The organism is Empedobacter brevis NBRC 14943 = ATCC 43319 (assembly GCF_000382425.1).
Classification (GTDB): domain Bacteria; phylum Bacteroidota; class Bacteroidia; order Flavobacteriales; family Weeksellaceae; genus Empedobacter; species Empedobacter brevis.
Genome location: NZ_KB908301.1, coordinates 1 through 23,212, shown reverse-complemented (window position 1 = coordinate 23,212; position 23,212 = coordinate 1). Strand labels below are relative to the sequence as shown.

The following is a 23,212-nucleotide window of genomic DNA, read 5'->3' as shown; positions in this document are numbered from 1 at the left end:
TCAAGACTCAAATGATAGAAAAAAATTCATTTGTAGTGGCAATTATTTATGGTCTGCCGTAGAGACGCTCAACCCTATTATGAGCTATACAAATGTTGTAAACTTTAAAAACTAAATCACCTTTAAAAGTGAATGGCAAAATTAAACATTTTAATTAGTAAAATCAAATCTAAATCAACAATATTTCATTTAATTTTTTAGTTAAATTTTTCACTCAAAATTTAACTGTGATTCTCAATCAAATGTCGAAATTTTCAATAAAAAAATCCTTATCAATTTGATAAGGATTTTTTATTATCTTGTAATTGTTAAATCATATTCATTATCTGATTCATCATATTTATATGACAATTTCATATTAAAATCCTGCATAAACTTTTTGCAAAACGTTTCAATATTCAATGAATCCGGAAAAGTAGCTTTGCTAACTGTCATAAACAAAGTTGTCCAACTTGTATTGTCTTTAAATATTCTTGTGAATCGTTGTTCCCAATAATTTAAAAACTTTTCTTCTTTTTCATTAATTAATATCTCTTCCATCTTTTACCTACTTTATAAACCAACTACAAATTTACGACTATTTCTATGTAAATCCTTTTTTTTATTAATTATTAACGTTTTCAGTTGAGTGGTTCAACTCGCAACGTTTAAACTTAAGATTCACTTAAGATTGATTAAAACACATTAAAAATCCTCTAAATATCAAGACATTTGGATAATAATTTATAAAAATGTTGACAAATCATCTAAAAGGACGTTATAGTACCTTACTATCTTTCAGTTCGTTATTCATTTTAATTTCATTCATTCTTCGCCTCGTATTTGCATTTTGGGTGAAAAACGATTTCGACTGGACTATTGGTTCGTTCCTCCATACTTTTTTTTACGGTTTCATTTATGATATCAGCGTCGTAAGCTGTTTTACATTATTTTTATCGTTCTATTTTATGATTGTACCAAATAGGTTCGTCAACTCTTTATTCGATCGAATTTTTGTGTATTTCATTTATACTCTTTATTTGGTTATTATTTATTTCACTTTTTTTGCTGAAGTTACATTTTGGGACGAATTTAAAAGTCGATTCAATTTTATTGCTGTAGATTATCTAATTTACACCTATGAAGTGGTGAAAAATATACAAGAATCTTATCCTTTGCCTATTTTAATCGGAGGAATTGTTTTAATAACAGGTTTAACTGTTTTCACTGCGAAGACAGGCTATATTTTTTACAATACCTTTCACAATAAACCACAAACAAGTCAAAAAATAAGCATTTTTAGTTTTAATCTGCTCGTTGCAGTTTTATCATTACTTTTCTTAAATAATGACACAAGCTCAACTTCTGAAAATCGTTACAACAATGAAATTTCAAAAGCCGGAATTTTCTCTTTCTTTTCTGCTTTCAGAAACAATCATTTAAAATACGATGAACATTATACATCTATTCCGATTGAAAGCGCTTTTGCTGTAATGAAAACCGAATTGAAAGATTCGAAAACAGTTTTCGATCAACAATTCAAAAATCCAATACGAAGAACAATTTTAGCCTCTGATCCATCGCAACCAGAACAAAAACCAAATGTCATTTTTGTCTTGATGGAAAGTATGAGTGCTTCATTTATGCAAGAGCAATTCAACGGAAAACCAATCACTCCAATCCTGAATAACTTAGCAAATAACAGCATTTATTTCTCCAATATGTATGCAAATGGAACACGTACAGTTCGCGGGATGGAAGCTGTTACATTATCCATTCCTCCCACTCCGGGAAACAGTATTGTAAAACGTGTTGACAATCAAAATCTCTATACAATTTCGAATGTTTTCAAAGCAAAAGGTTATCACAATATGTTTTTTTATGGCGGAGATGGTTACTTTGATAATATGAATGCTTTTTATGGCGGAAATGGTTTTGACATTTATGATCGTGGCCGTGGAAGTGTTTTAAGTGATAAAATCAATACACAACGTTACAACATCAATGACAACGAAGTCACTTTTGAAAATGCATGGGGAATTGCTGATGATGATATTTATAAGAAAGTGATAAAAGTTGCTGATGAAAAATATCAAACAAAACAACCATTTTTTGCATTTGTTATGTCTACTTCTAATCATAAGCCATATACTTATGAAAATGGAAAAATTGATATTCCTTCAGGAACAGGGCGTCCCGGTGCTGTGAAATATGCGGATTACGCCATTGGAGACTTAATTGCCAAAGCCAAAACAAAGCCTTGGTTCAATAATACGGTCTTTGTTTTTATAGCGGATCATTGTGCCAGCAGTGCAGGTAAAGATGCTATTGATGTAAAAAATCATCACATTCCGGCATTTATCTACAATTTAAAATCTCATAAGAATGAAAATGTAACGAAAGAAGTTTCTCAAATTGATATTTTCCCAACCTTATTTTCGTTATTCAATTGGAAATATACTTCTCAATTTTATGGAAAAGATATTTTTGATCCGCAATACCAATCACGTTCTTTTGTCGGTACTTACATTAAACTAGGAATGAAAAAAGGTGAAGATGTTATGATTCTTTCAGATCAAAAGAAAATCAATCAATACAAATGGATAAATAAGAATTTAATCGATACACAAATAGACCCGGTCTTTGAACGTTCTATTATTTCAAATTACCAAACAGCCGATTATTTATTTAGCAATCATTTATTAGATGAAAAATAAAATCATTTTTATCATTAATCCAATTGCAGGAAAAGGAAAAGGTCGACTTATTGAAACTGAAATTCGAAATTATTTCCGTTTAAAATCAGTTCATTTTGAAACTTTTCTAACAGAAAAAAGAGGACATGCAACCGTACTCACCAATCAAGCCATTGCGCAAAATCCTAAAATAATTGTAGCTTGCGGAGGTGACGGAACTATAAACGAAGTTGCACAAGCATTGGTTGGCAGCACTATTGCGTTAGGTATTATTCCGATTGGTTCCGGAAATGGCTTGGCTGCAAATCTTCATATTCCCAAAACAATTGAAAAAGCTTTTGAAACCATTTTAAATGCGAACATGAATAAAATTGACGCAGGAAAAATAAACGAAAAATATTTTTTCAGTAATATAGGATTCGGTATTGATGCGGATGTGATTAATCATTATGCCCATACCAAAACAAGAAATCTTTTGGGTTATATTGCTGCAAGCACAAAAGCTATTTTTAAATATCGTCCGAAAAAATTTAGCATTGAATTAGATCACCAACATTTTCTGGAGGATAATTACTACTTTTTATTTTGCTCCAATTCGAACGAAGCCGGTTATGGAATTTCGTTTTCACCAAAGGCAAAACTAAATGATGGAAAATTGGATTTTCTTGCTGTAAAAAAGCTTAATTTTATAAAACAAATTCAATTTTCGGCCTATGTGTTAGGAAAACGAATTGAAAAAATGAATGAGGCAAAGGTTCTACAAGTTGATTCTATAAAATTTCGTACACAGCAATCCGGAACTATTGCTCAAATTGATGGAGAAACTGTTATTTTTAACGAAAACTCTATTCATGTTTGTATAGTGCCAAATGCCTTGAATGTAATTGTTCCAAATTAGAGAAATGAACAAAGCAAAAATTTTGATTGTAGAAGATGAATTGGGAATTGCCAATTTTATACTACAAGGTTTAAAGGAAGAAAATCTATTACCTATACATTGTTTAACTGGCGAAGAGGCTTTGTTGAAAATAAACAATGAAACTTTTGATGTCATTTTATTAGATTGGATGATCTTGAATCTTTCGGGATTAGAAGTTTGTCAACTGATAAGATCAACTGATAACCCAAACAAAAAAACACCAATTATTTTTATTACAGCGAAAGATACTGTTCAGGATACTATTCAAGGTTTAAATGCCGGAGCAAATGATTACATCAAAAAGCCTTTTGATTTTAATGAATTAGTTGCTCGAATTAACGTTTATCTTCGTCAAAACAAATCAATTCATATTTTAACTTTCGGGAATATTTCCATCAATACAGAAACACATCAAACTTTTTTAGAGAATCATTTCGTTGATTTAACCTTGAAAGAATTTCAGCTTTTGGTCTATTTATTTAAAAATAAAAACCGAATTTGTACACGCAAAGAGATTATCGAAAACGTTTGGGATATTCATTTTGAATATGACACAAGCGTGATTGATGTTTTTATTAATGCGATTCGTAAAAAATTAAACCTAAAAAAAGACGATCCACGTTTGCATACGATTCGTGGTGTTGGTTATATTTCTAAAGATGCTTAAAAATTTATCCATAAAAAATAGAATCGCCCTTTTTTATAGCCTTACATTTTCGGTTATTTTACTGATTATTTTTTCTTTCATCTATTTTTCCGTTAATCAAGGCATTAACAAAACAATGTACGAAACATTGGAAGAAGAAATTAATAGCCACGCAGACTATGTTTTACATGAACCTACCTTAAAAAATTTTGTACAACCACGAGAATGGGAAGAAGTAGAACACACTGACATTGCTTTAAATCCTGTATTTATCTCTATTTATGATAAAAATTTCAACTTAGTTGAAAGCTCTCCGAATTTGGTACAGAATAAATTGGACTGGAACAATGACGAACCTGAAAGAAAACCTTTCTATACAGAGTACAATTCAATCCGATTACTGATTTCACAGTCCAAATTGATTCATCATGGTGAAGTTGTCGGTTATTTAGTTATTGGAGTCTCAACAAAACATAACCAACTGGCTTTAGATTATCTCAAAACAGCTTTAACCCTTATTTTCCCGATTTCAGTTTTATTGACTTTTCTTTTCGCTCGTTTTATCGCAGCAAAATCGATTGAGCCTATTTTTAATGTGATTAAAACAGCACAAGCTATCACTGAAAACAACCTTTCAGAACGTATTCAATTACCTAAAAACAAAGACGAGTTACATCAACTTTCTACGACAATAAATTCGCTTCTGGACCGGTTGGAGATTCAAATTGTGAAAGCAAAGCAATTTTCAGCGGATGCTTCTCATGAACTACGCACACCTTTAGCTATTATAAAAGGAACATTAGAAATTTTGATTCGACGCGAGCGCACACCAGAGCAATACAATGAAAAAATTGATTATACATTAAAACAAGTTAATCGTTTGGATCGTTTGGTTGAACAGTTTTTACTGCTTTCTCGCGTTGAAAACAATAGTCTAAATTTACAAACATCTTTATTTGAAATTAAGAATGAGGTAATACAATCAATTGATCGTTTTGATGTTTTATTAAATGAAAAACAAATTCGTGTTTCCACCAGAAATCTACATTCCCAAAAGATCGATAATTACCACGAATTTTTTGAGATTATCATTGACAATCTCTTATCGAATGCCATAAAATATTCTAAATTAAATGGGGAGATCATTATTTCTTCCCGTAGTGAAAATAATTTGTACCACTTAACATTTGAGGACAATGGAATTGGAATGAGTGAAGAAGATTTAAAATTTGTACAAGAACGTTTTTTTCGTGTAAAAAATGATTCTACCCTACATACTTCAGGTTCAGGACTAGGTCTAGCCATTGCAACTCAATTAGCAAAAATGTCGAACATTAAAATGACCATAAAAAGCCAACAACATCAAGGAACTAAAATTATTTTAACTTTGATTATTGAATAATTTGACGTAATTTAAAACTATCAAAAATCTACTATAATGAATCAGCATGAATATACAAATGGTGAAGTAACCATAATTTGGAAACCGGAATTGTGCCAACATGCCGGGATTTGCGTAAAAATGTTACCAAAAGTTTATCATCCTAAAGACAAACCGTGGATAACCGCTGAAAATGCAACCAGCGAAGAAATCAAGAAACAAGTTTCTCAATGTCCTTCCGGTGCTTTAAGTTTGAAATAGTTTCAGGAACTATTTACTTTTTATTAATTTCGATCGCTCTGAATCCTTTTTCAGAAACTTCTTTCTTGTACGTTACTTTATCATATTTTTTCACTTCCTGTTTTAATTGACTTTGGTGAAAAAATATACTGTCATTTGTTTTTTCTTCTGTGATAAATCCAAATCCTTTTTCATTCAAAGAATTCACTATTCCTGTATACAGTTTTGCAGGATCAACTACTTCGTTTGGATTTTCTTGACGACTCAACAAATCTTCTTCTCTATTTTGTAAATGTGGAGGAACATCTGTCAAATTTCCATTAATATCAACATATGCAATCATCTCTTCCAATGATTTCCCTTTGTTGTTATTGGTTTTTCTTTCTTCTCGTTGAAGACGTTTTTCTTCTCTTTTTTTCTCTTTTTTCTTAATATTCTCTTTTTTAGAATACGAATCTGCCATATTTATATTGTTTTTATTTTTTCTACTTTTTGTACCGGTTTCAAGTTCACTTTTTCCACCTTAATTTTGGTTCCGATTAACTTTTCAATATTTCTTAAATCTTTCTTTTCTTCAATTGAACAAAAAGATCTCGCAACACCTTCTTTACCTGCTCGTCCTGTTCTTCCGATACGATGTACATAGGTTTCAGGAACATTTGGTAATTCATAATTAATGACATTAGACAACATATCAATGTCAATTCCTCTTGCAGCGATATCCGTTGCTATAAGCACCTGTATTTTATTGTCTTTAAAATCATTCAATGCTCTCTGCCGTGCATTCTGTGTTTTATTTCCATGAATTGCAGCCGAAAGGATTTTAGATTTCTCTAATTTTTTAACCAATCGATTTGCCCCATGTTTGGTTCTCGTAAAAACCAATGTCCTATCAGCGTTTTCCTTTAGCAATTTAACTAAAAGGAGTTCCTTTTCTGCTTTTTCTGCGAAATAAACAGATTGCTGAATTGTTTCTGCAGTTGAAGAAACAGGTGTTACATTAATTTCTTTGGGTTGATTTAAAATCGTATTCGCAAATTTTCGAATAGATTTTGGCATCGTAGCCGAAAAGAATAATGTTTGTCTTTCTTCCGGAACTTTTTTAAGAATTTTCTTAATATCATTCACAAATCCCATATCTAACATACGATCTGCTTCATCAAGAACAAGAATTTCAATTTGGTTTAATTTTATGATACCCTGCGACATCAAATCTAATAAACGACCGGGAGTTGCAATTAAAATATCGACTCCATTTTTTATAGATCCGACTTGTTTATTTTGAGAGACTCCGCCAAAAATTGCTAAACTTTTTAACTTCAAATTTTTACTATATAACTTGAAATTATCATCAATCTGCACCGCTAATTCTCTCGTTGGTGTTATAATTAATGTTCTTATTGCTTTATTTTGTTTCGGTTTTCCGTGTAATAACTGCAAAATTGGAATAGCAAAAGATGCTGTTTTCCCTGTTCCTGTTTGTGCGCAACCTATCATATCGTCCCCCTCTAAAACTAAAGGAATAGACTGGCGCTGAATCTCAGTTGGACTTTCGTAACCAGCCGAATCAATTGCATTTAAAATTGGTTGTATGATATTTAAATCTGAAAATTTCATTCGTTAACTTGGGTATTTAAAAAATAATTTATCGCACATTTTGATGTTCTAAAATTACTTTCTAAAAATGAAAAGTCTGCATTTAAATAAAAAATGTACGTGTTGTGATAATAAAATTTGGCAGCTGAAGCATAAACTGAAGTAAAAAACCTGTACAGAAAAGCAAATATTAAGAAGCCTTTAATTGATATTATTGTGCAAAGATACAAAAAAGTAATGAATTACTTTTTTAATGAATAAGAATACTAAAAGCTCCAAACAAATTGTTGAAGCTTTTGTAGAGAGTGAGGATTATTTCATTATCCCACGTAATACAAAGTGATCCTAAGAAATCTTACACACTTCATTTATGTTTTTTTGTTTTTCTTCTACTCTTTGAAATATGACTTAAAAAGTATAGAAAAAACAAAACCCCAATAGATTTCTCTATTGAGGTTTCTTAGCGGGCTGACAGGTACTTCAGTCGAACCATTGATGTTATTTTTGACGTTTTTAAATAAACTTTGATTTTCAGTTTTTCAAAAATAATTCTATAAAAACATAATGAAGAAAATGATATGATTTAAGAATAAATAAAAAATGGTACTCTTTGCCTTCCAAAGGTACCATTTGTCTTTGCGGGCTGAAAGATACTTCTGTCGAACATTTAATGTCGTTTTTGACATTTTTGGATAAACTGTGATTTTATTTTTTTTTAAAAAAAGGGATAAAAGTAAATATAAAAGGCTATTGCGACAAAAAAAAGAGAAATTTTCAATTTCTCCCTTAAACCGCCATTTCGCCAATACGATGTTATAGCCAGTACTATTTTTAAAATTTAAAGTAGTCCCTGAACTCAGACTACTTTTTAGTAAGAACTCAATTGTAGAGTTTACTTACACCGTTTGTGTGTGTTGTCATTTCTGACTGTCAGTTACGGTATATTTTAATACACTTCTTGACTTCTTTTGGCTTGCAATTCTAAACCAAAATCAAACTCAGTCCATTTTGTAAACCAAAATCTTTCCTGTTCAATTAGTGCAATTTGATTATCTTTAATTTCGAGTAAAGTTAATAATTCTTTTTTAAAAGAGTACTTGTCAATACTTTTTATTTCATAATAATATTCGAAATCTTTTAATGATTTTGAAAATTCTTCTTCATAACAATAAATGTTTTTTCTTTCGAAAATTGGTTTTTGAATTTCAAGTATGTATTTTTCTGAGCGTGACAATATTTTTTTCTGGGATCTCTTATCAATTTTATAGAATGAACTATGATTTTTAAAATCATCTATGCTTTTTCGGAGAACTTTTAAATATAATTGTTGATTTTCAGAAGGCTTTATTAAGTTCTCGTGTATTCTAATAGCTATACTCCTTAAGTCATCTATCTCCTTATTGTTCATCTTTAAATTTAAATAAGGACAAGATAGAATATCCATTAATAATAAAACTAATTCTGTGTTATCTTTCCATCCATATTGTTTACCAATTTTGAATTTTTTCAATATTATTTTTTTTAATTCATTTAAAATCATTGAATAAGAATCAATATCTTTTATGTAAAAAAGATTAATAAAAAGCAAAGATAAGCAAAACGGTTAAAGCCTTTGCTATACAATGCTTTATAAAACAGTAGTCTTAGTTTGGAACTCGGTGTCTGATAGGTTTTGGGCTTAAAATGACAAGGTTAAGTTACTAATTCGTTACCGATTAACAAAGGTAATGATATAACTTAACTGACTATATTTCAGTATTTTGCTCTACTTTCTCCATTTCCATGTAACTCAGTATAATTTAATTTTAAACATCAAACATTTGAGTTATGGAGCAGATAAAAAAATCGACGTTCAAACTGCTTTTCTATTTGAAAAAGAACGAACTGAAAAAGAACGGTAATGCACCGATTATGGCACGTATTACCATTGACGGAACAGCTAAGACTTTGGGTACAAAGTTAGAAATAAACCCCAATAATTGGGATTTAAAGTATGGAAGAGTTGAGGGCAAAAGTGCCGTTGCATTGAACATTAACCAAAAACTGGATAACATACGTGGACGTATCGACAAGATATACGAAGATATGCAGAAACACGAAGGTTTTGCCACCGCACAGAAAGTAAAGCTTTCTTTTCTTGGTGTCGGTGTCATGGATGATGCAATACTAAAAGTATTCAACGATCAAAACGAAGATTTTAAAAGATTGGTCGAAAAAGAAGAACGTTCACAAAGCACTTACAACAAGTATATCACGGTTTACAACCATCTTACCAATTTTATTAAAGAACGTTATCATCGTGATGATATGGCATTCCGGGAATTGACTGCCGAGTTTATCAGGGAATTTGATTTTTATCTCCGATACGATTTGCAATCAGCTCATAATACAGTTTGGGTTTACACGATGCCGGTGTTAAGTCTCGCTGAATTGGCTATCAAAAAAGGCTTGATACGTGATAATCCCTTTCAGGATTATGAGATAAATATGCAGGAAACCGACAGAGGTTACATTTTGAAAGAAGATGTTGAGAAGCTGATGAAATGCGTACCGTCACACCCAAGATATGAGCTTGTAAAAGATCTCTTTATCTTTAGTTGTTTCACCGGACTTGCTTATGCAGACATTAAGAAATTAACTCGGAATAATATCCAATCATTCTTTGATGGTCATCAATGGATCATCAGCAGGAGAAAGAAATCGGATATTGCGTCCAATGTTAGGTTGATGGAAATCCCAAAACGTATCATTGATAAATATCAAGGTACGACGAGGAACGAAATTATCTTCCCGGTTCCTACAAATGTAACCTGTAACAATCACGTCAGTAAATTGATTGAAACAGCGGAGATCATTACAGAACAGAAAGTAACCTTTCATACGGCAAGACACACTTTTGGTACGATGTTCTTAACCGAAGGCGTACCGCTTGAAAGCCTTAGTAAAATGATGGGACACAAAAACATTTCCACCACACAGATTTATGCTAAAATAACCAGCCAGAAAATCAGTAAGGATATGGATTTGGTGGCTCCGAAATTTCAAGAAATGGAAGAAGCATTTTTAGCAATCGTCTGATTAGATTATTACACTTCCTTTTAACAGAGCAGAACTTTATAGGTTCTGCTTTTTTTATGCCCGTACTTTTTTACAGCCAAAGCACATTTATCTCCCTGCGTTTTGTTTCCCTCTCTCATAAAAGAGCTTTTTAAGGCTGTTTTCTAAATAGAAAATTGAAAAATAAACTCCTTATCCATTACCCTTTCAGTTTCATTTTTCAAATCTCTCTGGATAGGCTTTAATAGCCTGGTCAATTACAATAAAAATTTAGGACAAAATATTTCCATAATCAACCGGTAAAAAGGCAGCCAAAGTACGGCGGTCACCCCACGCTCAATCCCAGCCAAAAGACTACGGCATAAACGGTTTCCTCCCTAAAGGTACCCTCCAATTATTCCGTTTCCTTTTGGCTTTTCCTCTTGACCGCCTTGATAGTCTGCTTTCTTTTTTCCGGTTTTTCTTTTGGAAAAAATTATGCGAAGCGAAGCAAACCACAACAGGAAGCAGGAAACGAGAAAAGCGAACGTAACAAAATGTAAAACTTTTAAAACAAGAACGATTATGAACATCATCGGAAGACTGACAAGAGATGCGGAAGTACGCACAACGTCACAGGACAAACAAGTAGTAAACTTTTCAGTAGCTACCAACGAAAGCTACAAGAACAAACAGGGCGAACGCATTGAGCAAACGACCTACTTCGACTGTGCCTATTGGCTATCTGCAAAGGTAGCATCATTACTGACCAAAGGCACATTGGTAGAACTCACAGGCAGGGTAAGCACGAGAGCGTGGACAGGCAAAGACGGAGAGCCGAAAGCAGGTTTGAATTTCCATACCTCAAACATCAAGTTTCACGGAGGTATCAAAAGAACCGAAACCATACAGGCTACTGCACAATCTGAAAGCAACGGATTTACAGCACAGGGGACAGAGGACGACCTCCCATTTTAATCAAGAACATTCAATCATTTTTTAACATCAAAATTTTATCAAAATGGCACATAATATCAATTTCAACGAGCAAACAGGAAAACATAGTTTTTTTTCAGTACAGCAAAAGGCGTGGCACGGTTTGGGGCAAATCGTGGAGCAATACCCAACGAGTGAGGAAGCTATCCGACACGCAGGGTTAGATTACGAAGTCGTAAAATCCCCATTGTTTACCAAAGGTTCGGGTATCATCGAAACAGCACAGGGTATTGAGATAGGCAGTAGTGAATTGGAAGTACCTAACTATTTCGCTAACATACGCACCGACAATAACGCAGTTTTGGGAGTAGTCGGTAAAGATTACCACATCGTACAAAACCGTGAAGCCTTTAATTTCTTTGATGCCATTGTAGGCGGTGGCGAGGGTATTCTCTACGAAACCGCAGGAGCATTGGGTAACGGAGAACGTATTTTTATCACAGCCAAACTGCCCGATTATATCCGAGTGGGCAATGGCGATGATGTTACGGAAAAGTACATTTTCCTAACCACTTCGCACGATGGTAGCGGAAGTATTACCGCAGCGTTTACACCTATCCGTATCGTTTGCCAAAACACCTTAAACGCTTCGTTACGCAATATGACCAATGTAGTCCGTATCAAACATACTTCGGGAGCAAAACAGCGTATCGAGAACGCTCATAAGATTATGGGACTTGCCAACACATTGAGCAACCAATTAGAGGGCATTTTCAACAATTGGACAAAGGTAAAAGTGTCTGACCGAGAAGTAAGAAAGCTAATCCAATTGGCACTTTGCCCGAACAAGGAAACTTTAGAGCTAATCAACAAAGGTGCGGAAGATGAAATTTCAACCGTATTCAAAAACGTGGTTGATAATGCTTTTACCTATGCGATGATAAGCGACACACAGCAAATGGACACCACCAAAGGTACATTGTTCGGGGCATATAATGCCGTAACAGGCTACTATCAGAACGTAAGAAATTACAAAGATGATGAAGCCAAGTTGCAGAGCATTGTATTAGGTGGAACGGCTCAACAGAAAACGCAGAAAGCATTTGAATTGTGTACCGCCTTTGCTTTGGATGGTGCGGAAATCCTAAACCTTAATTAAATAACCACAGGCTACCGCCTTAATCGGTGGTAGCCTACTAAAAGCAAAAGCTATGACAATAGGAATATATGAAGCAACGCTGAAGCACGACACAGGTACGACAATGCTAAGAGTATTTTCATTAAGTGGAAAGCAGGGAGCAATACAGCAGATTACAACCGCAGAGGGTTGTCCCGAATGTGCCATTGTGGATATAGTAGAAATTTTTAACGATACAAGACAGCAGGATATGAAAGCAAAAACCATAGAGGAAGCAAAAGAAATGGCTAAAGGCGAGAGCCTTGAAAAGAAGCACAAGAACGAAACAGTACATATTATCTACTGCAATCGTACAGAGTATTTCTACATAGACACGAACGGTTTAATACGCCTTTGGGAGCAGTCATTCGGCTACTATGTATATGGCGTTTACACCGCTGAAAAATCACATTCATAACCTTAAACAATAAACGATTATGGCTAATTGGTGCAGTAATACGGTTGTTTTCGAGGGAGAACCCGAAGCAATCGAACAGATACAACAGCTATTCAAATCAATGGCTGAAAAACAACAGGAAGAAGAATGCGGACAGTTACCCGAATTTGTTTCGGAGCATAACGGTGGTTATTTCTTTGAAATCTATCAAAACGATGATGTTACAGGCTTATTCCAATATGAAACAAAATGGTCGCCCAATATTGTAGAAGTACAAAAGATAGCAGAACACTATAACGTGAACTTCACACAGGACTATGAGGAATTAGGTAACTGTGTATGTGGCAGGGCAACATTTGCTGACAAGTTACTCACAGATGTTTTTTTGGAGTGCGAAGATTTTGAGCAGTTCGAGTTTAACGAAGAAACAGATACCTATCACTTCGAGGGCGAAGAGTACGACAGCGAATACGAAATTTTAGAAACCTTATTGGAACGTAAAATCGAAAATCAGTTTACCAACACTAACATTCAGAACGATGAAATTATCAGATAAACCAACAGCATACGTACTACTCAAAGCAGGTACAAACAGCGAATGGGACAATTGCAATTTTGCCATAGTCCACATTACGGAAGATTGGAAAAAGGAACAACAAAAAAGGCTTGAAATGGTTAAGCCGTTTGCAGAAGATTACTTCTTACAATCGCTGAACTATTACGATACGGCAGTAGATTTTTATACGGCTGACGAGGACGACAACCCCGATTTATACAAATGGCTTGAAAGTAAGCCTATGGCATACGTGGATATTGACAAAGAAGAACTCCAAACATTATCCGTACCCGAAAATAGCTTGGACTGTTACAGGCTTGTACTATATAAGACAGGAACAGCAATGTATAAAGCCTACGGAAAGCACACGAGCGAAGAATTTTGGTCAGAGGAATTTCCATTATCACAATTAATTACAGAGGTATGTATATAACCGATTAGAACGGTTGTGAAATTGAAATAACCGACTTAAAAGAAGCTATCAAAATAGCTAAAAGAAATACAGGGTACAGCCACGAGGACAAAAGTTTTTCAGACTTCGATAAAAGACAAAAAGCCTATTGGGTGGACATACACGAGAAACTCACAGCAATCAAAAAACGAATAGTTAACAATTAAAATTTCAGAACGATGAACACCAATTTTTTCAATCAGATACAAGCTTTGGACTTTACAGGAGTATTACAACTGAACATTTCCAAAGGAGCAGAAAACAATCTTATCGTATCGGTACTGCTCAACAACGAACAATGCGGAGATAGTGCCAAAAACCTCATTCCCCCATTGACGTTTAACGCCACACCACAGGAATTTGACGAGGGATTTTTTGAGCAGATAAAAGCACCTATTAAAACCGTTTCGGGTGTAATGGTGGATATGGAAAAATTCTTAAAACAAATGGAAGAAGTCAAAAAGCAATCGGCAATGGAGAAAGAAAAGACCGAGAAAGACAAAAAGGAAAAAGAAGCCAAAGACAAGAAATTTAAAGATGGAATGGCAAAGGCTGACGAACTCGAAAAAGAGGGCAAGTTCCGTGAAGCATGGATGAAAGTTCCCGACATAACCGAGTTCCCCGAAAAAGCGGACGAGATACGCAAACGCAAAACGGAATTGTCAAACAAGTTTGCCACACCGAGCCTTTTCGGAGCAATGGAAGAAGCCACACCCGAACTGCCAAAGGTGGCAGAGGTTACTGCCGATTGTTCGACAGACATAACGGACGAGGACGAAGAAGAAAACGAGTATTAACCATTAAAAACAAGCATTATGTTATTAGCAACACAATTGGAACGAGTGTTTATACTCAAAGATAAAGGACAGGACATCAGACTGACCGACCCCGAACCACGTTGGAGCGTGGAAGCGGTAATGAATTTTTACGCCAATATGTATCCCATACTGACCACCGCAAAAGCATCTGCACCACAGATAAAGGATGATGCAGTAGAGTACAGATTTGAGAGCGTAATGGGAACTAAAGGTTAAACCAAATATGTAAAACGATGAATTATGCAACGCAAAATCATATCGGGAACTATCGCAATACCCGAACAGCAAAGGCAACGACAATTGCACCGCCAGTTAAACGAGTTCGCCAATTGGATGCAAAAGCCAAAGGATGCAAACGAAGTACGGAAAGACAAATGCAGGTCAGTTCCAACAGCGATGTTGCCAATGGTTTTCTAAAATGTTCCTTTCTGCCTAAACTGAAAGAAACGAAAACCGTACAGGCTTGCAGGAAATCAGACAAAACGGAAAGGGACTTTTTTCAGTCCCTTTCCAAATTGGCAAAGCATTACAACATTGAACCTGCACAGACCAAACAATTTGCCTATCCCTACAATATGGCATTGGCGATGGCTGATGTAGAGGAAAAGTTAAAGAGTAAAGTTTTGGATTGGGAAGAAATTCGTTTGGTGCAGGATAGCAATAAAACCTATTTTGTTAGTGAAGAACGCTACAATACAGGAGCGACATTGTTCTATATTCCTATTTCGCCATTGTACCGCCTTTTGCACGATAAAAAGAGAAAAGCCAACGCACACTTATTATTGTCAGTTTGTGCTTATCTGTACCATATAGCCGACATTCCGTATTACAGGCAGGAAGCAAGTTACCTCTATTGGATGTACGAAATGATGAACGATTGGGTGGAACAGGACGATTATACGGAAGAAACCGAAGTTTATTTATCAGAGATAAAAAAAGCTGAATTTATCGGGGATTTTATTGAACAAAGTATTTATAACCGTATCAATCTGACCGTATTTGAACAGCGTATTGAAAAGTTCAAAGTAAGAAATGATTTTGACAGGGAATGTTTAACCGTAGCAAAGGAAGCCTTTTCCCTGTATCAGACCTACCCGAATGAGAATGTATTCCGAAATGCCAAACCTAATGGAGAAGCATCTGAAGAAGATATGGATAATGTTATTGGAATGGAAAAGTACATTTCCTTTTATGCAGACCACAAAGGTTGGCTCAATGAAACCTTAATAGAATCCGTAAACACCGATATACAGGAATACGGACAAATGGAAGAACCCATTATACTAAAACAGTTTGACGGCAGGGATATAACCGCCAACAACCTTTGTTTTGAAAACAGGTTATTTCAATTATTACACAACCTAAGCGATATTTTACACCAATGTTAAACGCAAGAATATGGAAACAATAAACGATATATCACAGGATTTCGGGACATTATACCACCCCAAATCGGCTTTGGTATTTTATGAAACCAAAGGACGGACAACGGATGTTTATGTGGAACATTTTGATATGGATAATAACGGAAACCCTATCAATGCCCACCCATTGACCGTGAGAGAAGCAAACGTATTGGCAAAGTCACTCAACACCGAAAAAGACAAGGATAAAGCCTTTTTAAAACCAAACGGAATTTTACCAACAAACATTTTGCACCTTAATCCGAGTGCGGAAAAAGGTACGGTAATTTGGTACACCAAAGCACAGCAAAGAAAGTTGTTTTTTGTGGACAGTCTGAAAATACCCAACGGTAAAGCCTATGTACCGCCAATGATTTGGAAAGCAAGTAAAAACAGTATTACCGTTTATGCCCTTGCGAGTGATAGAAGACCGAACGATAAAACCAAACTGCATTACGCTCCGTTTTTCAATATTTACGAAGATGGTAAAGTTTGTATGGGAACGGTAAGCATAGACATAAAGAAATCCGCATCGGTAGAAGAATTTATTCACGCTTGGGAACACTATTTTTTCAATTCTTATTTCAGCCATTTATTGGGCAAACACAATCCCACAAAAGGCAATTGCGTACAAGTATGGAAAGACCTTATAAACACAGATAAACCCTTTCCGAAAGAATTATTGAAACCGTATAACAAAATCCTTAAAAATCTATTGTGATGAATACAGTAAAAACAACCGTTCATTTTACGGACAATTATTTGATAAGTCCGACAAACCCGATTGAAGTCAATTTGATTGGTGCAGGTGGCACAGGTTCAAAAGTGCTAACCGCTTTAATGGAAATGAGCCACAGTCTAACCGAATTGGGACACGCAGGATTGCAGGTTCGTTTGTGGGATGATGACATTATCACGGAAGCCAATTTGGGCAGACAGCGATTTGCACCAAGTGAAACAGGACTGTACAAATCGGTAGCACTCATAAACCGTGTCAATCGTTTTATGGGAACAAATTGGAAAGCAGAAACCCAAAAGTTTGAACGTAATTCTTTAGGAGGACTGCCCGAAAACACAAAATCTACGATTTATATTTCCTGCGTGGATAACGTACAGACAAGGTTTGCTATTGCTGAAATGCTCACCGCAATGAGTAAACAACGCAGAGCCAACATTGATGAACCCAAATATTGGTTGGATTTTGGAAACAGTAGAGATACAGGGCAAGTGATACTATCTACTATCGGAACAATCAAACAACCCGACTCTGAAAAGTATGAAACGGTGGCAAGCCTGCCAATGGTTACAGATGAATTTGGCGAACTGCTGAAACAGTCCGAACAAACAGACGACACGCCAAGTTGCAGTTTAGCAGAAGCATTGGAAAAGCAGGATTTATATGTCAATGCAACATTGGCTCAAATGGGTTGTTCGCTGTTGTGGAATATGTTTCGCTTTGGAATGACAGAAAACAGGGGATTTTTTCTCAATCTGAAAAATTTCCAAACCCAACCCTTAAAAGTCGCCTGACCCCAAAAAGTCGGGCGGCGAAAGACGCATCCTTCCGTTGGTCGGAACCGCCTTTTCGCATTTAAAAAGGTGCAACCACTTTGCAAAACGCACCCCTACACAATTCCATTTCTCTACATTTTACCAAACAGGTTGCGATATTATTCTCGTGGGATATTCTTTATCCCTTTTGTTGTATTTGGTAATGACTTCTTTTCTTTTCACATAGCGACCAAAGAAAAGAAGCAAAAGAACGTCGCTTGATTAAGATAGTCTGTTATTGAAATTTTTAATTTATTAAATTTGCTTAGAGTTTAAAGTGAAAACAAATTCATTAAAAAAAACTAAACCATAACTATTTCTTGAATGTACATATCAAAAATACAAATCAACAATTTCAGAAACTTCAAAGAAAAAGAAATTGAATTTAACGATGGAGTAAATGTCATAATTGGTCATAATAATGCAGGGAAAACTAATCTTATTAAAGCATTATCTTTAGTTATTGACACTCAAAATCATAAAAGATTAGATACAGATGATTTCAATAAAAGTTTGACTTTAGCTGAATTAAAAGCAAATCCACCAAAGATAACCATTGCAATTACCATTGAAAAAGGAAAAGAACAAGAACCTGATGATCTGGTTACAATTTCTAATTGGCTTACTAAACTTGAGAGTGATTATGAAGCACTCCTTACTTATGAATTTTTCTTACCTGAGAAAAAACACGAAGATTATATAACCGAATTATCAACGGTTTCGGACGATGATGAAAAAGCTATTGATAAAGTATGGAAAATTATTAAGCATGATTTCATAAGATTTTATACATACAAGATTTGGGGAGGTGATCCGATAAATCAATCTATTGCTGATAATGAGTCGTTGTCTAAATTTGATTTTCAATTTCTAAACGCAATTAGGGATGTCGAAAGAGATATGTTAACCGGTCGAAATACTCTTTTGAGAGAAGTTTTTGATTTTTTTATGGATTACGAGATAAAAAAAGATCCTGATAAAACAAACGAACAAAAGCATTTAGAAATAAAAGGCAAAAAGATACAATTCTCGGAAAAGGCAGATACGCTTATTAAAGAGCTAAGTGAAAGAATAGATGAAGGTAAAAAAGAAATTCTTTCTTACGCCAAAAATACAGGAGCATCATTCAATAAAGCAACACCCAATTTCGAAGGGAGTGTTTCTGAAAATGAAATGTATTCAGTTCTAAAGCTTATAGTTGAATATGAGACTGGCATAAAAATTCCTGCCACACACAATGGACTTGGCTATAACAATCTGATTTTTATGTCTTTGTTGTTGGCGAAAATGCAAGTCAATGCTGATGTAGAATATTTAGACGCAAATGCAAAAGTGTTTAATACATTAGCAATTGAAGAACCGGAAGCACATCTTCATCCAGCAATGCAGTATAAATTTTTGAAGTTTCTCAATGAGAATATGAAAGAAAAAAAAGTTAGGCAAATTTTTGTAACAACTCATTCAACTCATATTACATCAGCAGTTTCATTGGATGAAATAATATGCTTACACAATGAAGAAGGAAATACAACTATTGGATATCCAAAGAAAGTTTTCATAGAGCCCGATGGATCTGAAAATATTAAGAGTAAGAAGTACGTCCAGCGGTTTCTAGATGCAACAAAATCAGACATGTTGTTTGCTCAAAAAATAATTTTGGTAGAAGGCATCGCAGAACAACTTTTGATTTCAATTTTTGCCAACTACATGGAAAAATCATTAGAAGATCATCATGTTGCAATAATAAATGTTGGGGGTCGTTATTTTAATCATTTTCTATATCTTTTCAACAGCTTACAAGACTTTACCCTTCCTAAAAAAGTAATTTGTCTTACTGACAGAGACCCTGAAAGACAAGAAAAGCCAGATGGTAAATTTAAAAAATGTTATCCATTCGAGTTTAATCAGGATATCGCTAATTATGATTACCAAACTAATCCTAATGCCGATTTATTTAAAACAGGAACTCACCCTAACATTACATTTTATAGTCAGCCTATAGGTACGGGAAAAACTTTTGAGTATGAGATTCTATTAAGTAATCCAAACCTTGATATTCTAATCACTGAATCTATAAGTAACGCTAAAGAAATTAATGATTTAATGACATTGTATTCTACAACAGGTAAAACTTCTCAAGATTTGCTAAACAGATTATCAACCAGTGAAGAAAACAAAAGAATCAATGAGGGCATAATTGCTAATACAAGTATGTCAGATGAAGAAAAAAAGAAAGCTATCATTGCTTCAAGATATCTTAATTCAGTTGGAAAAGGAGAAAATGCACTCGAATTATGTTATGCTCTTCAAGAAAACCTGTCTAAAAAAGGAACGCCAGACTTTAAGGATTTCAATGTTCCACCTTATATAAAATCTGCAATAGAAGAATTATGTCAGTAATCATTATCAACTCAGATAGCGTTATAGCAGATATTGAAAGTCATTTTAAAGTATCTGCTGGACCAGGTGCAGGTAAGACCTATTGGCTTATAAATCACATAAAGAATGTTTTACATAATTCAAGCAATCTTTTCAGGACAAGAAAAATAGCTTGTATCACTTATACAAATATAGCTGTTGAAACAATTCAAAAAAGATTAGGTACGTCTGCAAATCAAGTTGAAGTTTCAACAATTCATAGTTTTCTGTATAAGAATATTGTAAAACCATATGCATCATTTGTTGCGACTGAATATGGTCTTAATATTGCTGAAATGGATGGTCATGATGATATAGTGCTATCAAATTATGGCTTTCTAAGCGAGTGGAAAAATCGTACAGGACAACAAAGAATAAATGACGATAAGACTGTTGTTAAAGCATTTAATAATCTAAAATGGAAATTTGAAAATACCGACTTGAAAGCTAAAACTGATTATCCTTTTAAAATTGGAAAATATCCAATTAGAAACGATTCCTATATGGAATACAAAAAAATGATGTGGGAAAAAGGCTTGCTTCATCATGATGATGTTCTTTTCTTTAGTTTTCAGATAATCAATAAATTTCCGTTTGTGGTAAACATCTTAAATACCAAATTTCCTTATATCTATATTGACGAATTTCAAGATAGTAATCCTATACAGGTAGAAATATTCAAGAAAATTGGATTAGGAGAAACTAAAATAGGTATTATTGGAGATACGGCCCAATCAATTTACAAGTTTCAAGGAGCTGATCATACACAATTCCAAGCTTTTTCTTTGCCCAATATAAAAGAGTTTGTTTTAAATGAGAACAGAAGAAGTAGTAATGAAATCATTGACTCTTTGAATGACCTTCGAAAAGACATAAATCAAAGTAAAATTCGGAATGTATCAATTGCAAAACCAATAATTTTTATTGGTGATATGATATTAGCATTGCGTGCTGCAAAAACCAAATGTAGTGACGAACGCATTTATACGCTTTCAAGGGATAACATAACCTCAAATGCGATGAAAGTAGAGATCAACGGGTCTGGATTAGATAGTAAGTTATTAGAGAAGCAGAAAGAAGTAGATACCAACCCTAAGCGTTCAAACATAATTTATTGCTGTGTAAAAGCAATTGCCTACGGGAAAGAAAACAAGTTTAAAGATGCGATTAAAGTCTTAGAGAAACAGTTTAATTATAAATTCGATAAATTCAAGGGCAAGAAAAAAGCTCTGAAATACCTAACCATTTTACTTGAAAAGCACTCCGAATTAGAAAGAGAATCTTTGTTGCAATTTGCAGCTTTCATAAGAGAAAATTTAGTATCTGATTTAGCTAATTTTAGAAGTGGGGATATTAAGACATTTTATGAAACTCATACACTGAACCAATTACTTTTATGTGTTTCTATACCTGAAGACATAAGCCTGCACAAGACTATTCATAAGTCTAAAGGTGATGAATTTGACAATGTACTGTTAGTTCTAAATGAAGAAAAAGATATCAATTTTTTAGCTGAATGTGATTTGGCAGCTAACGAAGAGCATAGAATAAATTATGTTGCACTAAGCAGAGCAAAGAATAGGCTGTTTATTTCTGTTCCATCTATAGCGTCTAATGTCCAGAATTCTTTAAGTGGTTTTTATGACTTGGAGTTTTTATAGAATGCCACTATAAACATAAGAACCTATTAGCAAATTCTGACTATACCCTAATAGTTAATATTAAAACTCAATGATAGAAACAGACATATCAATAATAATAAATCGCAAATCAGATATCGACCAAATTAAGGAAAAAATTATCGAAAATAAAATTCGGTTCCCTGTTTATATTCGTGAATATGAATTTAGTTATCAAATAAATTTCACCAGTGACTATGAGGAATGGGAGTTAGACACAGCAATACTTGATTGCTTCCCTGAATATGAATATACTACAGATCTGGAAAAGGGTAGAAAAGAAGTATCCCCCCGACGAACCCCATATTGCGTTAATTAAAAAGCTGATTTAGTTTTGTAGCATGACAACACAAGACAACAGAACTCAAAGGTTGGCTATGATAGCCCATTGGCAACAAAGTGGAAAAAGCAAACGCGCTTATTGCAAAGAAAACGGAATTAGCGAAGCTGTTTTTTATTATTGGTTAGAACGAAGCAATGAAAAAAAATCCAAAACGGGGAAATTCATTGCCATCAAAGAAGAAACTTCGCAAGATGAGATAGAGTTAATTTATCCCAACGGCGTGCGGCTAAAAGTAGGTAACAATTTGGCGCTTTTATCGCAATTAATCAAGCTTTACTAAGGTGTTTTCGCTTGGTTCTTCGCACCGATTTTACTTGTACGACGGTTATTGCGATATGCGAAAATCGTTTGATGGGCTTTGTGGATTGGTTAGTTCGGTGATGCAACGGCAAGCCACAAGTGGTGAGGTTTTTGTGTTTTTAAACCGAAATCGCACTCATATAAAACTGTTGCATTGGGAAAATGGCGGATTTGTGCTGTATTACAAACGTTTGGAACAAGGTACTTTTCCGATTCCAAAAACTCAGAAAAATGAACTGAGTTGGAGCCATCTTATTTTGATGATTGAAGGCATTCAAGTAATAAAAAGTATTCAAAAAAAGCGATTTTCATTACCTTAAAATCAGCTTACTTTCTTGCACAAAAGCTTTAAAAATGGTACTTTTACAGTATGAAAAACGAACTAGAAAACCTGTCAAAACAAGCGCTTTTAGAGCTGCTTTCTAGTCGTGATTCTGAGATAAATTCGCTTTCTCAAAACAACTCCCAAAAAGACCAAAAGATAAATTCCCTTGCGCAGGAAAAAGATGCTCTTTCGCAGGAAAATGATTCCCTTTCTCAGGAAAATGATTCCCTTTCTCAGGAAAATGATTCCCTTTTAAAAGAGCGCGAATATCTAAAAGCTCAAATTGAGATGTACAAACGTATGCAATTTGGTCAAAAGCGTGAGCGTTTTGAAGGAAATCCCGATCAAATGGCACTTCCGTTTGA

The 23,212-nt window shown here is 34.3% G+C and carries 26 protein-coding genes and 1 riboswitch; of the genes, 22 read left to right on the top strand and 4 right to left on the bottom strand.

Annotated elements, in window-relative coordinates; genetic code table 11:
• Positions 1 to 13: 13 nt before the first annotated feature.
• A riboswitch (purine riboswitch) is annotated at positions 14 to 112 on the bottom strand.
• Between the two features lie 182 nt (positions 113 to 294).
• A complete protein-coding gene (locus tag H277_RS0114665; RefSeq protein WP_019976369.1) occupies positions 295 to 540 on the bottom strand; it encodes a hypothetical protein in 246 nt (81 codons plus the stop codon).
• A 191-nt stretch (positions 541 to 731) separates the two neighbouring features.
• Here H277_RS0114665 and H277_RS0114660 point away from each other — a divergent pair, with 191 nt between their 5' ends.
• The 5 genes from H277_RS0114660 to H277_RS0114640 all read left to right on the top strand — a co-directional run bounded on the left by H277_RS0114660 (position 732) and on the right by H277_RS0114640 (position 5,882).
• The gene (locus H277_RS0114660) at positions 732 to 2,696 is read left to right on the top strand and encodes an LTA synthase family protein (protein ID WP_026357631.1); all 1,965 of its coding nucleotides are present in this window, start codon (positions 732 to 734) and stop codon (positions 2,694 to 2,696) included.
• Entirely contained in the window at positions 2,686 to 3,573 is an 888-nt protein-coding gene (locus H277_RS0114655; protein WP_019976367.1) for a diacylglycerol/lipid kinase family protein, read from the top strand. The genes H277_RS0114660 and H277_RS0114655 overlap by 11 nt, the downstream gene beginning before the upstream one ends.
• A 4-nt stretch (positions 3,574 to 3,577) precedes the next feature.
• Complete coding sequence (locus tag H277_RS0114650; RefSeq protein WP_019976366.1) at positions 3,578 to 4,261, top strand: response regulator transcription factor; 684 nt, start codon at positions 3,578 to 3,580, stop codon at positions 4,259 to 4,261.
• Positions 4,262 to 4,376: 115 nt separating this feature from the next.
• Positions 4,377 to 5,642 (top strand): sensor histidine kinase, encoded by a 1,266-nt coding sequence (locus tag H277_RS0114645; protein ID WP_169337523.1) that lies wholly within the window; start codon positions 4,377 to 4,379, stop codon positions 5,640 to 5,642.
• Positions 5,643 to 5,678: 36 nt separating this feature from the next.
• The gene (locus tag H277_RS0114640; RefSeq protein ID WP_019976364.1) at positions 5,679 to 5,882 is read left to right on the top strand and encodes a (4Fe-4S)-binding protein; all 204 of its coding nucleotides are present in this window, start codon (positions 5,679 to 5,681) and stop codon (positions 5,880 to 5,882) included.
• Positions 5,883 to 5,895: 13 nt separating this feature from the next.
• Here H277_RS0114640 and H277_RS0114635 read toward each other — a convergent pair whose 3' ends face one another.
• The 3 genes from H277_RS0114635 to H277_RS0114625 all read right to left on the bottom strand — a co-directional run bounded on the left by H277_RS0114635 (position 5,896) and on the right by H277_RS0114625 (position 8,997).
• Entirely contained in the window at positions 5,896 to 6,324 is a 429-nt protein-coding gene (locus H277_RS0114635; protein WP_019976363.1) for a cold shock domain-containing protein, read from the bottom strand.
• Positions 6,325 to 6,326: 2 nt separating this feature from the next.
• A complete protein-coding gene (locus H277_RS0114630) occupies positions 6,327 to 7,478 on the bottom strand; it encodes a DEAD/DEAH box helicase (protein WP_019976362.1) in 1,152 nt (383 codons plus the stop codon).
• A 925-nt stretch (positions 7,479 to 8,403) separates the two neighbouring features.
• On the bottom strand, positions 8,404 to 8,997 hold the full coding sequence (locus H277_RS0114625) for a hypothetical protein (RefSeq protein WP_019976361.1): 594 nt from the start codon (positions 8,995 to 8,997) through the stop codon (positions 8,404 to 8,406).
• A gap of 287 nt (positions 8,998 to 9,284) precedes the next feature.
• Between H277_RS0114625 and H277_RS0114620 the strand changes: the two genes are divergently transcribed.
• The 17 genes from H277_RS0114620 to H277_RS20440 all read left to right on the top strand — a co-directional run.
• Complete coding sequence (locus H277_RS0114620) at positions 9,285 to 10,535, top strand: site-specific integrase (protein WP_019976360.1); 1,251 nt, start codon at positions 9,285 to 9,287, stop codon at positions 10,533 to 10,535.
• A 543-nt stretch (positions 10,536 to 11,078) separates the two neighbouring features.
• Positions 11,079 to 11,471, top strand: a complete 393-nt coding sequence (locus tag H277_RS0114610) for a single-stranded DNA-binding protein (protein WP_026357630.1) — start codon at positions 11,079 to 11,081, stop codon at positions 11,469 to 11,471.
• 43 nt (positions 11,472 to 11,514) lie between these two features.
• Positions 11,515 to 12,588 (top strand): DUF932 domain-containing protein, encoded by a 1,074-nt coding sequence (locus H277_RS0114605; RefSeq protein ID WP_019976357.1) that lies wholly within the window; start codon positions 11,515 to 11,517, stop codon positions 12,586 to 12,588.
• 52 nt (positions 12,589 to 12,640) lie between these two features.
• Positions 12,641 to 13,024 carry a hypothetical protein gene (locus tag H277_RS20535; RefSeq protein ID WP_019976356.1) on the top strand — a complete coding sequence of 128 codons (384 nt, stop codon included), beginning with the start codon at positions 12,641 to 12,643 and terminating at the stop codon, positions 13,022 to 13,024.
• Positions 13,025 to 13,043: 19 nt separating this feature from the next.
• A complete protein-coding gene (locus H277_RS0114595) occupies positions 13,044 to 13,559 on the top strand; it encodes a DUF1281 family ferredoxin-like fold protein (RefSeq protein WP_019976355.1) in 516 nt (171 codons plus the stop codon).
• A 115-nt stretch (positions 13,560 to 13,674) separates the two neighbouring features.
• A complete protein-coding gene (locus H277_RS0114590; RefSeq protein WP_244874901.1) occupies positions 13,675 to 13,992 on the top strand; it encodes a hypothetical protein in 318 nt (105 codons plus the stop codon).
• Between the two features lie 197 nt (positions 13,993 to 14,189).
• Positions 14,190 to 14,807 carry a PRTRC system protein E gene (locus tag H277_RS0114585; RefSeq protein WP_019976353.1) on the top strand — a complete coding sequence of 206 codons (618 nt, stop codon included), beginning with the start codon at positions 14,190 to 14,192 and terminating at the stop codon, positions 14,805 to 14,807.
• An 18-nt stretch (positions 14,808 to 14,825) separates the two neighbouring features.
• Positions 14,826 to 15,044 carry a PRTRC system protein C gene (locus H277_RS0114580; protein WP_019976352.1) on the top strand — a complete coding sequence of 73 codons (219 nt, stop codon included), beginning with the start codon at positions 14,826 to 14,828 and terminating at the stop codon, positions 15,042 to 15,044.
• A gap of 17 nt (positions 15,045 to 15,061) precedes the next feature.
• Positions 15,062 to 16,216, top strand: a complete 1,155-nt coding sequence (locus H277_RS0114575; RefSeq protein ID WP_019976351.1) for a hypothetical protein — start codon at positions 15,062 to 15,064, stop codon at positions 16,214 to 16,216.
• A 10-nt stretch (positions 16,217 to 16,226) separates the two neighbouring features.
• Positions 16,227 to 16,952 (top strand): PRTRC system protein B, encoded by a 726-nt coding sequence (locus tag H277_RS0114570; protein ID WP_019976350.1) that lies wholly within the window; start codon positions 16,227 to 16,229, stop codon positions 16,950 to 16,952.
• Positions 16,952 to 17,761, top strand: a complete 810-nt coding sequence (locus H277_RS0114565) for a PRTRC system ThiF family protein (protein ID WP_019976349.1) — start codon at positions 16,952 to 16,954, stop codon at positions 17,759 to 17,761. Before H277_RS0114570 ends, H277_RS0114565 begins: the two co-directional genes overlap by 1 nt.
• 345 nt (positions 17,762 to 18,106) lie before the next feature.
• The gene (locus H277_RS0114560; RefSeq protein ID WP_019976348.1) at positions 18,107 to 20,182 is read left to right on the top strand and encodes an ATP-dependent nuclease; all 2,076 of its coding nucleotides are present in this window, start codon (positions 18,107 to 18,109) and stop codon (positions 20,180 to 20,182) included.
• Positions 20,173 to 21,861 carry a UvrD-helicase domain-containing protein gene (locus H277_RS0114555; protein WP_019976347.1) on the top strand — a complete coding sequence of 563 codons (1,689 nt, stop codon included), beginning with the start codon at positions 20,173 to 20,175 and terminating at the stop codon, positions 21,859 to 21,861. The genes H277_RS0114560 and H277_RS0114555 overlap by 10 nt, the downstream gene beginning before the upstream one ends.
• Before the next feature lie 70 nt (positions 21,862 to 21,931).
• Positions 21,932 to 22,198: a hypothetical protein gene (locus tag H277_RS0114550; RefSeq protein WP_019976346.1), complete on the top strand. Its 267-nt coding sequence runs from the start codon at positions 21,932 to 21,934 to the stop codon at positions 22,196 to 22,198.
• 58 nt (positions 22,199 to 22,256) lie between these two features.
• Positions 22,257 to 22,502 carry an IS66 family insertion sequence element accessory protein TnpA gene (gene tnpA / locus H277_RS0114545; protein WP_154652448.1) on the top strand — a complete coding sequence of 82 codons (246 nt, stop codon included), beginning with the start codon at positions 22,257 to 22,259 and terminating at the stop codon, positions 22,500 to 22,502.
• Between the two features lies 1 nt (position 22,503).
• Positions 22,504 to 22,842 carry an IS66 family insertion sequence element accessory protein TnpB gene (gene tnpB / locus H277_RS0114540; RefSeq protein WP_146810844.1) on the top strand — a complete coding sequence of 113 codons (339 nt, stop codon included), beginning with the start codon at positions 22,504 to 22,506 and terminating at the stop codon, positions 22,840 to 22,842.
• Positions 22,843 to 22,892: 50 nt separating this feature from the next.
• The coding region (locus H277_RS20440; protein ID WP_033422741.1) for an IS66 family transposase at positions 22,893 to 23,212 on the top strand (320 nt) is incomplete at its 3' end.